The organism is Nostoc sp. CENA543, from assembly GCF_002896875.1.
Taxonomy (GTDB): Bacteria; Cyanobacteriota; Cyanobacteriia; order Cyanobacteriales; family Nostocaceae; genus Trichormus.
In genome coordinates, this window is the sequence record NZ_CP023278.1 from 3518941 (window position 1) to 3532178 (window position 13238).

10 protein-coding genes are annotated in these 13238 nt (G+C 41.6%); 4 read left to right on the forward strand and 6 right to left on the reverse strand.

The annotated features are described in order from the left end of the window. Positions 1 to 50 precede the first annotated feature (50 nt). From CLI64_RS14510 to CLI64_RS14530, 4 genes are all read left to right on the forward strand, one after another. Positions 51 to 1685, forward strand: a complete 1635-nt coding sequence (locus CLI64_RS14510; protein ID WP_103137880.1) for a CPBP family intramembrane glutamic endopeptidase — start codon at positions 51 to 53, stop codon at positions 1683 to 1685. 980 nt (positions 1686 to 2665) lie between these two features. Then, the gene (locus CLI64_RS14515; protein ID WP_103137881.1) at positions 2666 to 2944 is read left to right on the forward strand and encodes a TM2 domain-containing protein; all 279 of its coding nucleotides are present in this window, start codon (positions 2666 to 2668) and stop codon (positions 2942 to 2944) included. A 574-nt stretch (positions 2945 to 3518) separates the two neighbouring features. Next, entirely contained in the window at positions 3519 to 6008 is a 2490-nt protein-coding gene (locus tag CLI64_RS14525) for a cation-translocating P-type ATPase (protein WP_103137882.1), read from the forward strand. 182 nt (positions 6009 to 6190) lie between these two features. After that, the gene (locus CLI64_RS14530) at positions 6191 to 6694 is read left to right on the forward strand and encodes an FHA domain-containing protein (protein WP_103137883.1); all 504 of its coding nucleotides are present in this window, start codon (positions 6191 to 6193) and stop codon (positions 6692 to 6694) included. A gap of 199 nt (positions 6695 to 6893) precedes the next feature. Here the strand turns inward: CLI64_RS14530 and CLI64_RS14535 are convergent, their stop codons facing one another. The 6 genes from CLI64_RS14535 to CLI64_RS14560 all read right to left on the reverse strand — a co-directional run bounded on the left by CLI64_RS14535 (position 6894) and on the right by CLI64_RS14560 (position 13212). Further along, positions 6894 to 7241 carry a hypothetical protein gene (locus CLI64_RS14535; RefSeq protein WP_103137884.1) on the reverse strand — a complete coding sequence of 116 codons (348 nt, stop codon included), beginning with the start codon at positions 7239 to 7241 and terminating at the stop codon, positions 6894 to 6896. A 548-nt stretch (positions 7242 to 7789) separates the two neighbouring features. After that, the gene (locus CLI64_RS14540; protein ID WP_103137885.1) at positions 7790 to 8332 is read right to left on the reverse strand and encodes a late competence development ComFB family protein; all 543 of its coding nucleotides are present in this window, start codon (positions 8330 to 8332) and stop codon (positions 7790 to 7792) included. 123 nt (positions 8333 to 8455) lie between these two features. Beyond that, positions 8456 to 9394 carry a M23 family metallopeptidase gene (locus CLI64_RS14545; protein WP_103137886.1) on the reverse strand — a complete coding sequence of 313 codons (939 nt, stop codon included), beginning with the start codon at positions 9392 to 9394 and terminating at the stop codon, positions 8456 to 8458. 293 nt (positions 9395 to 9687) lie between these two features. Continuing rightward, positions 9688 to 10710, reverse strand: a complete 1023-nt coding sequence (locus tag CLI64_RS14550; RefSeq protein WP_103137887.1) for an LD-carboxypeptidase — start codon at positions 10708 to 10710, stop codon at positions 9688 to 9690. Between the two features lie 101 nt (positions 10711 to 10811). Continuing rightward, the gene (locus CLI64_RS14555) at positions 10812 to 11108 is read right to left on the reverse strand and encodes a hypothetical protein (RefSeq protein WP_103137888.1); all 297 of its coding nucleotides are present in this window, start codon (positions 11106 to 11108) and stop codon (positions 10812 to 10814) included. Between the two features lie 103 nt (positions 11109 to 11211). Next, positions 11212 to 13212, reverse strand: coding sequence for a response regulator (locus CLI64_RS14560; RefSeq protein ID WP_103137889.1), 2001 nt, complete (start codon positions 13210 to 13212; stop codon positions 11212 to 11214). Between the last annotated feature and the right edge of the window lie 26 nt (positions 13213 to 13238).

Genomic DNA, 13238 nt, shown 5'->3' on the forward strand with positions numbered 1-13238 from the left:
GATAATTCCCAAGGGAGACGCGCTCCCAGTGGTTTGTCAAAGGGGGACTGATGACATTTAAACGGTTATTTTTATTCTTTATACTGACACCCATCGCAGCGATAATTGCGGCTTCATCTTTACTGGGTACTTTACAAGAACCGCAATTCCAGAGCCGCTTGGAACTCTATCAGACTAATATTGTTCTCCAAGCTCAAGCTTGGCAACCAGGCGATAGTCAAGATGATAGCTCTGAGGCAATTCGAGACGCAATCCTTGGGGAACAACCCCTAGAAAGTGCGACAGAGAAATATCAACAAACACGTCAGTCTGTGCAGACTAACCTAGCCAAAGTGCAGCAGCAACTTGCACAACTGCAATCTTCCAATCAAGTTTCCACACCACCCAAACCACTACCAGAAACCCCACCCACCGCAAATATTTCTATTTCACAGAAGCAACAGCAGTTGGAACAGTCCCAACAAAAAATGCAAAAATTCCTTGATGAATTAGACTTGCAGTTGGGAATTTTACAAGCTAAACAAGGAAAGACTGACACAGCAATCAAAATCTGGAGTGAATTAAAACAGTCAACAGTCAACAGTCAACAGTCAACAGGAGCCAGTGCGTTGGGCGGCTCTGCCGACTTAAAGCAACTGGCGTTCAATAGTCAAGAAACTGCGGCTGTCTTAAGTGGACTATGGAGTGATCCCCCGCGTCTGTTACCCGATGCTCAACAAGTAATTCAAAGTAATTTATCGGGTTGGTTTCGTTCTACTGCTTTGATTCAGTTATACCAACTCCAACAACGAGAAACTGCGTTATCTGAAGTGCAAACTGCACAACAAGCAACTGCGGCTCAAGCGGTATTTAAGTTAGCAGTGATTGGTACTGTCCCTGCACTTGCAGCTTTGTTGGGAGTGATTCTGCTGATTTTCTTAATTGCTCAACGCTTACTTAAGGGAAAAGAGTCAATACTAGCGCAAAACGAAGATTTAGCTTGGGCGACACCTTGGGATGGGGAGATTATTTTACAGGTGTTTGTCGTCGGTTTTTTCTTCATGGGACAGTTGTTTGTTCCCTTTTTACTGATGCTACTCCCAATTCCCCGTCCTATCGTAGATATCCGTCTGCAAGCTGCTTCCGTGTTAGTTAGTTACCTTTTGGTAGCGGGGGGTGCGTTATTAGTAATGTACTTCTCCCTGAAACAGTTTTTTCCATTGCCAAGACTGTGGTTTAAATTGCAACTACGGGATAACTGGTTTTTGTGGGGATTTGGCGGATATTGTGCGGCTTTACCAATAGTGATTGTCGTTTCCTTGATTAATCAACAACTATGGCAAGGACAAGGTGGTAGTAACCCACTGTTACAACTAGCACTAGAAAGCCAAGACTTTGTCGCACTGGGGATATTTTACGTTACAGCCGCGATCGCAGCTCCCCTATTTGAAGAAGTGCTATTTCGTGGTTTTCTCTTACCCTCTTTAACAAAATACTTACCAGTCTGGGGATCAATTCTCGCCAGTGGTTTATTATTTGCGATCGCTCACCTAAGTTTATCAGAAGTGCTACCATTGACAGCTTTAGGCATCGTCTTAGGAGTAGTGTACACGCGATCGCGCAACCTGCTTGCACCCATGCTGCTACACAGCCTGTGGAATAGCGGTACACTTATTAGTTTGTTTCTCTTAGGTAGCGGGAATTAATGGTGGAGGGCAGGGGGGCAGGGTGCAGGGAGACAAGGAAGACAAGGGAGATTATCTAAATTCCCAGTCCCCAGCCCCCTGTCCCCTGTCCCCAATCTATTGCCAATTCTATAACTGGCATAGCATTTATAAATATATAACTATTAATATTGTTAAATAGATGACAAAACTTCTAAGCAAAATTTTATTATCATCTGAGTAAGCAAATTCTTTGCTACTGTGTTGATTGCCATCCTCTAGCACTCCAAGCCGGAATAATTAATTAATGAGTTCCGGTGTGATGATTGGTCACAAACACAAGTAAATTCACATAAATTCAACTGCCAATATTCTTTTCTACTTTAGGTGGCTTAAGAGTATTTGAGTAGAAGAACTACTAACCTGTTTAATTGACACAGGTAATTTCTATTAAAGATATCTTGAAGATTGTGACCATCTCCCATAAAAATCCGGAGATAACACTGATGTAAGAGTAAAAAGTGGTATGTTAGAGCCACTTGAGCAGATAATTTGGAATTAATTCTTGTGAAAGAGGAAAATTCTTAAAAAATCTGTAATAATACACACCTAGTACAAAAATCTCAAGTAAAAAGCACTCATGCAAAAGGCAAAAGAAAGCTGATTTTTTTGAATTCTTGCTATTTTGAATTGTTGCTGCATTTACGTCCTGTTGTACTAGTTGATTGTGTAAACGTGGTTAGTATCATGCTCCTGAATTATTTGTGAGCGCGGCAAACTCTAAAAAGTTTTGCAACTGTTGCCAATCAGATATGACTAATTAGCCATAAAGAAACAAAATAATTCTAGGCACAATCAGATGAAATATTTCATCTAAATTTTAGTAGCTTATCTTGCCATGCTTATTAGCCAATAGCACCACCCACATGAATACTCATGTGGGAAAGCTGATCATAATCAATTCAGCAAAAATATATTTATTCAAACTTCAGCCAATAATAATTTCAAGGAGCATAAACCCTATGGCAAATCTTCATCCTACTGAACAAACTAACAAACAATTATTAGCTAGCTATTGCGGTATTATTTTTGGCGGTTTCGGAGTGCATAAATTCATTTTAGGTTATGCTCCCGAAGGTTTTATTATGTTAGTTATTTCCTTGGTGGGTGGTACTTTTTCTTACGGCATGACTTTATTGATTATGCAAATAATTGGGTTAATTGAAGGGATGATTTACTTAAACAAAACCCCTGAACAGTTTGTGAAAACTTACATAATTAATAAGCAGGGTTGGTTTTAGGAAAACTGGGGATTGGGGATTGGGAACAAGGAGAGAAGTCTGAACGGAGGAAACCTCCGCTCAGAACTTCGGAGAGACAAGGTAGAATTTATTTCTCAACTCATTACTCACTACTCAGCACTCATAACTACTTCAGGAAACAAGTTATCTTGATGTTTGCGATTATGGATGGGCAGTATGTTGAATTACAAAAGTAAGTATTTAACTTGGATACTATGTTTAATAGTGGGCATGAGCTACGTTAGTGCTATGTCTAATGTTGATATCCACTATTTCTGGAAGGGTTTGATTATTTTCCTCCCAATTCAGCTTGTAGCTTTAATTTACGCAACTGCTAAGATTTGGAGGGTTGGTGGGAGGAATAGAGGGGAAAACTCGGTCACTACCGACTAATGTATGGGCGGATTTAACCACAATATTTGTCTGAGAGCGTGAATATCTTACAGAAACCGCCTCTACTGACTAAAATTTAATGTCTTGGCTATTGAGTCAAAGTTACAGATTTCGCTACCCTCAAATTAGAGATGCTTTTATATAAACCTCAGAATTCCCATAGCGAATCTCAACACTTGCCATGCAACTTGTCCCGAAAACTCAGCTTAACCCAGAAAAACCCCCAACCAGAGAAAAAATTCTGTTAGATGTTGGGGGTATGAAGTGTGCTGGTTGTGTGAGTGCAGTAGAAAGACAACTCACTCAATATCCAGGAGTCATGAGTGCTTGTGTGAATCTGGCTACAGAGGTAGCTGTTGTAGAGTCGGAAACTGGTGCTGTAGATCCAGAAAAACTGGCCGAGAAACTGACTGCAAGCGGATTCCCTACTCAACCCCGCAACACTAGCGACAAAGTAGCAGGCAAATCCACATTCCAAGATTCCACAGAACGACACCACAAACAAATGCGTTCGGCTTGGCGGCAGTTAGCGATCGCGGCGGTGTTATTGTTGTTTTCAGGTATCGGACATTTGGGTAACTTCGGTAGCCCCATATTAATCGCACTAAATAACATTTGGTGGCATTTTGGTTTAGCTACCCTAGCATTATTAATTCCTGGTCGCCCGATTTTAATCGATGGTTGGTTGGGTTGGCGACGCAATGCACCCAACATGAATACTTTAGTAGGATTGGGAACTCTCACAGCCTATACAGCGAGCGTAGTGGCTTTGTTTTTTCCCCAATTAGGTTGGGAGTGCTTTTTTGATGAACCAGTGATGATGCTGGGCTTTATCCTCTTGGGAAGAACCTTAGAACAGCAAGCTAGAGGTAAAGCCGCCGCCGCCTTTAGACAACTACTAGCACTCCAACCCCAAACAGCCAGATTGATTCCCAACCCAGATCCAGAAAATCTCAGTCTGGGAACAAACACCGTCGAAATTCCCGCCGAACAAGTCAAAGTTGGGGAATGGATACAAGTTTTACCAGGAGATAAAATCCCCGTCGATGGGGAAATCCGTTTTGGACAGACAACCATAGATGAGGCGATGCTGACTGGGGAATCTGTGCCGGTGATTAAACAAGCAGGAGATACAGTCACCGCAGGCACAATTAACCAATCAGGCGCGATCGCTATCCAAGCCACCCGTACTGGTGCTGACACTACTTTAGCCCACATCGTCGCCCTAGTAGAAGCAGCCCAAACCCGCAAAGCCCCAGTCCAGAAATTAGCCGACACCGTAGCAGGCTACTTTACCTACGGCGTATTAACCGCCTCAGCCTTGACTTTTGTGTTTTGGTATTGCTTCGGCACTCATATTTGGCCTGATGTCACCATCAACAGTGGCATAGAAATTATGAGTCACGCCACCCACACCACCCACCATTCTCCACTCCCCACCCCCTATTCTCCACTGCTGATTAGTTTAAAACTGGCGATCGCCGTTATGGTTGTCGCCTGTCCCTGTGCTTTAGGACTCGCCACACCCACAGCCATCTTAGTTGGTACAGGCATAGGTGCAGAAAAAGGTTTATTAATCAAAGGTGGCGACGTTTTAGAAAAAGTCCACAAACTCAACACCGTAGTCTTTGATAAAACCGGTACACTCACCACAGGTAATCCCCAAGTTACCGATTGTATTGTCTTGGGGAATTGGGAAATAAGGCAGGGGGGCAGGGAGCAGGGAGCAAGGGAGAGAAATATGTCCCTATCTCTCCCTGCTCCCTGCCCCAACTCCTCTTCTATGCCCCATGCCCTCATACAATTAGCAGCCGCCGTAGAAAGTGGCACTTACCATCCCTTAGCTAAAGCTATTCAGCAGGAAGCACAGCGTTTAAATTTAGAGATTCCAGAGGCTAAAGATTTCCACACTGAGCCAGGCTTGGGTGTATCGGCACTGGTAAATAATGAAACTGTCCTGTTGGGGAACTGGGAATGGTTGAGTTGGCATGGAGTTGTCATTGATGAGGCCGCACAACAGACAGCTAATCAGTTAGCAACAGAGGGTAAAACCGTTGTGGGTGTGGCTGTGGCGGGGAGTTTGGCAGGCGTGATTGGTGTGCAAGATACCCTCAGAGATGATGCTCATAGCACCGTTAAACAATTGCGTCAAATGGGTTTGCGGGTGATGCTTTTGAGTGGCGATCGCCCAGAAGCCGCCAGTGCGATCGCCCAAAAATTAGGTATAGAACAAAATGATGCGATCGCTGGTGTTCCCCCTAGTAAGAAAGCTGCCGTTATTCAAGAACTCCAAAACCAATCTCAACATCCCATTGCCATGATTGGTGATGGTATTAATGATGCACCTGCATTATCCCAAGCCGATGTCGGCATTGCTTTACATTCCGGTACAGATGTCGCAATGGAAACTGCTCAAATTGTCCTGATGAGCGATCGCTTAAGTGATGTGGTACAAGCAATTTCCCTCAGCCGTGCCACTTTCAACAAGATTCGCCAGAATTTATTTTGGGCATTTGCTTACAATACCATCGGTATTCCTTTGGCAGCCGGCGTATTATTACCACACTGGGGTTTTGTTCTTAGTCCTTCTGGTGCTGCGGCTCTTATGGCTTTTAGTTCCGTCAGCGTAGTCACTAATTCCGTATTATTACGACGTTTTACCCATTATTAGGTAACATTACGACATCAATGTAGTTTTGACTATCTCAGGTTAAACTAAATCGATAAGTAGATGTTAAGCGTCTCATTTTAACTGTAAACACAGAGTAAAATCTATGTATTCTACTTTGTGTTAGCCAGCACAGCTATGTTGTCATGCTAAACATCCAACATCACAGTCTGTAGTGGGCGAGAATGATAGGTAACGATACTCACAAAATTAGAACTCATCAAAATTTCCACGATTTTGGTAACAGTTTATCAATGGCAGCAGAAACCCAGGAAAGTCACCTACTAATTTTGGAAGATGATCAAGGTCGTAAAGAATTTACCCTAGAAAATACTATCTACTCTATTGGTAGAGACCGTGATTCAAATATCCGTTTAGTGTCTCAATTTGTCTCTCGTCGCCATGCTACATTGGTGAGACTGCCCAGGCAACATAACTCTCAAAGCTACTATTACCGGATTGTAGATGGTGATGGCAAAGGTAAACCTAGTGCTAATGGCTTCATGATTAACGGGCGGAAAATGCCAGCCCATGATTTGCAAAATGAAGATGAAATTGTTTTTGGGCCTAAAGTCCGTGCCATCTATTATTTGTTAAAAAACACTCAGCGTTCTGGACAAACGGATGCTAGTGAGTATGATATTACACTGATTAACCCCAGTATGGCTGAGGATATGGAGGAAATTTAAACCATTCCTCATACAAAAATTTTCAGATGTCTTTCCCCTACACCTCTATATCCACCAGAGTGCTTTCCTTCTCTATGAGAGGCTACGCTAACGAGATGCTTGTCTGCGACACGCTCCGCGAACGAGTTGGGGAAGCTTTCGGCAGTTCTTCCTGGGTTGGGTGCAGGAAGCATCTTTGCCGTTCCACTGTGGGCAGTAGTCAACCTGCTAGACTTTCAATTAAGTGCCAATAGCGACTAATCTCGATTTCTTTCTTAATAAAATCAAAAACTTTTCGACAGTGGTTCTCTAGGCGCAGAGGTAGTTCTTCATTTTTGACAACAATTGTCATACGAGTTTCCGTCTCTGTCGCCGTTGACTTATCAATTAGCACTTCTGCTTTCACTAACTGGGAAACCGAAACATTCCCAGGAATCTCACGCGCCAAGATGTAATCGGACGAGTAATACTGAATCTCCAAATCACAGTTTTGTAATAGATCGAGCATCAAGGGCTGAAGATTTTCTAAGTTAATAGCAAGAATAAATGAACACGTATAGCGAGCCATAATAGCCCCACACCTTGCAACACTCCGTCCATCCTATAATACTGAGGTGACGAAACGGCAACTACTTATAGATTACTTAAAGAAAAATACTGTTTATTGATCAAGCAGATGATGTTGAAAGTTGAATATTAACTTTTGACAGGAGTCGCTTGCTTCTCTCAGGGACTTACAAAAATTAAATTATCCCAAATTTACTGTTCATAGGGTGCGTCAGTACAAAGAATATCTAGGTATAGCAAAGGTTTCTCACACTGACGCACCCTACAGATAGAATATTTTTTTAACTGGAAGTCTTTAAAAGAGTCATACCAAATTAGATGTTTCATGCCTCTGGAATAGGCTGTGAATCAGGACTGACAATGCAAAACCCATCTGGAAAAGTTCTGATTGAAGATAACTCCCGCACTATGCGGGAAGTAAACTACAGACTTTCCACAAAATCTAAAATCCAAAATTGGTATATGTGAGGAGAAGCAAGCTATGTAGTATCATCCCTCAAAGCAAAGGGAAATGTGGAGATGGAACTTGGCAGTTTGTCCAACTAATGACTACAGTGAAGATTTCTGCTCAAAGTTAGGTGCATAGACTTGCAGTAAACTACTAACTTGGCGTAAAATCTCATTACCAGTAGTTTTACTGGGAATGGGGGTTCTGTTGTCGTTAGGCTGAACAAGGTTACGGTTAATAGCTTCATGGACTTGCTGAGAGATTAACTCTTGCAGTTCAGCCCTAGCGCGTTGACGTTGATAATTAGCACCTTCTTCAGTTGTGGCGTATAGGGGTGGGAGACGGTTGAGGGCATAGGCGGCGATATCACCCACATCGATGGAACTTTCGCTAGTAGCTTCAATTTCCGCCACGCGAGCGATCGCTTCCGTTAACACCAATTCTTCCATGACGTTGATAAATTGTTTGCGAGGTACGGCCACTACCTCACCAGTTAATAATGCTCCCATCAATTTATCTAACGCCATATACTCTTCAATTGAGAGTTCTGAAGCGTTATCACAGATACGTCCAACTTCCGCTTCCATTGCTGGTGTGAGATAACCATCCTGGAGAGCTTGTTCTACAATTTTTTCAATACTCATAAGGCTCATCTTAATTTAATCCACCCAAGCAAGGTAAGGACGATACTAAACAAACTTATTCTGCCTATATTATCGACAAAAAATATACTAAATTAACAGCAACAGTGATGAGTTACGCTGCTACTATTCCTTAGTTTGAGTCCGCCAAGATGTCGGATCAACAGACTGTCCATTGACATACAAACCCCAATGTAAATGAGGCCCGGTAGACGCACCTGTTGAGCCAACCGCACCAATTAACTGTCCAGCCTTGACTATATCACCCTCTTTGACATTGATACGACTAAGGTGCATAAAAATACTGACAACTCCTTGGCCGTGATCAACCCCAACTACATTTCCATGCACCCGAAATCCCTGAGATACTGTACCAACTAACGCCACTTTACCTGCGGCGGGGGCGATGACAGGAGAACCTGCGGCACCAGCGTAGTCTAAACCTCGATGGTAGTAATCATTGGCGAATTTACCATTATAGTAACGACGTACACCATAAGGAGTGCTGAGTCGTCCTTTGTTTGGGGCAATAAATTTACCATTCCAAAACTTTTGCGGTGTTTGTAGGGCTTTAAAAGCAGCTACGCGATTGAGTTCGTATTCAGTAGCCCCGCTAGCAGATTTTCCAGGAGGTAAGGTAATACGCTGTACATTAAACTTCCGATTACTTACCCAAATAGCCAGGTTTTTGACTTGTCCATCACCAACAACTTTGACTGTTCTAGTACCGGGTTTTTCTAAGGGAGTTGTGGGGATAAAAGTACGGTATTGGTTGGCTGCAATTGGGTAAACTGGATAAGTTTTTTGTCCCACAACTACTTCTGGGGTAGTTGAACTTTCTGCATTATCTACATTGATTAATACAGATATAGTATCTCCCAAGCGAGGTTTAGCGGGACTGATCTGTACTTCTAAAGCGGCGACAGGTGAGGAAACAATCACAGGGAAAACCGCACACAAGCCAATAAATAGATTGATCAGATGATGATTGTTTGATGTATCTCCTTTGATGTTGCTAGAGAGTAAATTTTTTTGAGAAGTTAGGGGAGAATCTGCAATAGCCATAGCAATTAATAACCATACTTCACTTCTGTGAAAGAACAGACTAGCTGATGATAGTTAGTGTTTCTTAAACAAAAGCCAATCTTTTTTGCTCAAAAAATATATTTTTTCAGTAATTGCTTAGTGTCTCAACTATACTAACCGCTATATTAGAAATTGCAAACGATGCTTATATTAACTTGACATATCCTGATTTAACCATAGCAATCCGCTTTGATTTCTGAAATTATTTGTGTAGCAAGGGAACTCTTAACAGGGAATGGGGAATGGAACACAGAAGAAATAGTTTTTGTAATTTATAAGACTGCGGCTTCTAATAGCTCGATTGTTCCCAATGTGGCATCAATTTCTACTGGTGTTCCCACTGGTAAAATAAATTTGTCCTGAATATGACCGATCATCGACCCGTACCAAGCTGGAATTCCCAAAGGGAGGATGTGGTCTTGCAACACCTGCATTAATGTCAGTGATGGTTCATCACCCAGGCTACAATCACTACATTGACCAAAAATAAAGCCGGCGATTTGGTTGAGTATACCAGCGTTTTTTAGTTGTGTTAACATCCGGTCTACTCGGTAGATATCTTCGTTGGTATCTTCTACAAACAAAATACTGTTGTACCAAGAGGGTAGGTAGGGTGAACCTACCATTGCACACAGGACTGATAAGTTACCACCGACAAGCTTACCTTTGGCTTTTCCCGATGTGATGGTTTGTACTTGTCCTTCTGGAGAGTTAGTATTTTTGAGTGTAACAGCTTGAGCATCAAAGAAAATGCGCTGGAGATAGTCCAACATAAAGGGAGTCCAGGTTGATGTAGCGACTGGGCCGTGAAAAGTCATAATTCGGCTACGGGCATTAATAGCTAACAATAAAGCAGTGATATCGCTATAGCCCATGAAAATTTTTGCGTGGGAGCGAATTAAGGGATAGTTGAGTAAGGGTAAAATTCGATTACAACCCCAACCGCCACGGATAGCGAGAATAGCTGCGACTGAATTATCTGCAAACATATCATTTAAATCTTGGGCGCGATCGCGGTCTTTCCCTGCTAAATAGCCGTAGCGATCAAAAATATGTTTACCTAGCTTGGTTTTTAATCCTAATTTGGTTAAGTGTTGCTGTACTTTTTCAATATATTGATGGTCAAAAATCCCCGCCGGTGCGACTAATCCCACAGTATCACCCACCTTCAGGCGTGGCGGTTTAATAATATTGTTAGGTGACAATTGACCATAAACAGTAAGTTGAGGAATTTGGGTAGCCAAGGTAGCTAAACTAAGAGTTTGCAAAAATTGACGGCGTTTGGTTTTAGTCATTAGTCAATAGTCAATAGTCATTAGTCATTAGGTAAGAAATTTTACTTTGTCTACCTTGTCTACCTTGTCTACCTTGTCTCCTTTTCCCCAGTCCCTAGTCCCTATTCCCACGTTGAAACATCACGCAAGACACCAGGAATTTCTCCTTGGGAGATGGGAAACTCTAGGATGGTTTCTCGATAACCTAAGTATCCAGATTCGGCAAATGATGATAGCATTCTCGCTAGTGCTAGCCAGACTTCTGGTTCATATTCCCAATCACGGTAACGGGTAGAACGACCGGCAATTGAACGCAATGCCCAAAAATAGGAATTTCTAACTACGGAACCACCCTTTTTGAACTCTGGTAAGTCTTCATGGTATAAAAACAGCACTTGATTGTCAATTTTGGCTCTCATTAGGGACTTCTAACTAAAAAATAATCAATCGCTTTGTAGGCAGAGGTAGGGGAGGCAGGGGGGCAGGGAGACAAGGAGGCTAACAGTCCCCAGTCCCCAATCTCTAACCTCTCTTGTTTAACAAATTCCTGGCAGTGTTTTTTGATTCCTGGGCAAGTATACCGTGTAACGTAGTTAACAATTCTTTTTGTGTATATGGTTTGGCAAGTAGTTTTTTAACTTGTAAATTTTTTGCTAGTTGATGACTGTTTACTAAACCACTGACAGCTACAATTTTGACGAAGGGATTGATTTTTTGTAAGGCTTGAATGGTGGCATGACCATCCATAGCAGGCATCATCATGTCTATGAGGACTAAGTTGATTTTATCTTGGTGTTGGGCATAGAGTGCGATCGCCTCTACTCCATCACTAGCAGTCAATACTTGGTAGTTGTAAGCTTCTAGTGAGATGGCGGTTGTTTCGAGAATTTGCACTTCGTCATCAACGACTAAAATTAATTCACCGTTACCTTTGAATAGTTCTAAGTTATCTGCGCGTGCAGTGACTGCTGCTTCTACTGCTGGTAAAAATATTTGAAATTGTGTACCTTTCCCTAGTTCGCTGTTAACTTTAATAAAACCGTGATGACTTTTGATAATACCTTGTACAGTTGATAAACCTAGCCCTGTACCTTTACCCACATCTTTAGTTGTAAAAAATGGCTCAAATATTCTATCGAGAATTTCCGATTCTATGCCCGTACCTGTATCTGTAATAGAAATAACAATGTAAGAGCCGATATTAGCATCAAGATTCATGCGGGCATAGTGTTCATCAATAAATAAATTTTCTGCACACAGGCTTAAATTACCACCTTTTGGCATGGCATCACGGGCATTAACTACTAGGTTCATGAGTACCTGATGTAAATTAGTGGCATCACCGATGACTGTCCAAAGTTCTGGTTGAATTTTTGTGGAAAATTTAATAGATTTAGGAAATGTTTCTTGGACAATTTGTTTAATTTCGGAAAACAAGTAGTTAATTTGAACAATTGTGCGCTTACCTTCAACGCCACGGGTAAACTGCAATACTTGCTTAACTAAGGCTGCACCACGTTTTGCGTTAGATTCGATAGTTTGAAACATGCGTTGAGAGCGATCGTCAACATCGGGAAGTTTAATTTGTAATAGTTGGGCAGCTGTTAAAATCGGGGTCAGGATATTATTTAAGTCATGAGCAATCCCACCTGCTAATGTGCCAATACTCTCTAATCTTTGAGCGCGGAGAAACTGACTTTCCAGTTGCTTTTTCTCTGTAATATCAGTGTTAACTGTCAGGATTGATTGCGGTTTTCCATTTTGATCACGCATCACATTCCAACGACTAGCAACAATAATTTTTCCACCTTGCCGAGTTACTTGATGCAGTTCACCTTGCCAAGAATCATCGGTATCTAAACTATCAATGATATGTTGCAATTGAGGAAAATTTGCTTGTGTACATATTAATTGACTAACACTTTTACCAATTACTTCTTGAGCTTGCCAGCCATATAAATTTTCTGCTCCCTGATTCCAGAAACATATATGCTGATTTAAGTCTATTACCAGCACAGCATCAGTAATGATATCTAATAAAGCTGCTTGTTCTCTTAATTTATTTTCTGCTTGGATTCGCTCTTTGATTTCTTCTGCTAAACGTTGATTTTGTGCTTGTAGTTGTTTTGTTAGATTGCGTAGTTTGAGGTGAATGTTGACACGGGCTAATACTTCTTCATGTTGTAATGGTTTGGTAATGTAGTCTACTGCTCCTAGACTTAAGCCTTTAACTTTTTCTCCTGTTTCTGAAAGGGCAGTCATAAAAATGACCGGAATATCTTTAGTTAATTCATTACTTTTTAAGCGGTGACAAGTTTCAAAACCGTCTATTCCGGGCATAAGAATATCTAGAAGAATCAAATCAGGTGGAGCATATTCAGCCCTTGCTAAAGCACTTTCACCATCTTCTGCAACTAATACTGTGTATCCAGCATTAGCTAGAACATCAAACAGCATTTCTAAATTGATGGGAGTGTCATCAACGATGAGGATGACACCTTGCTCAAGTGAATCAATAGGCATATATTTGGTTATGTTTAATTTTTTAA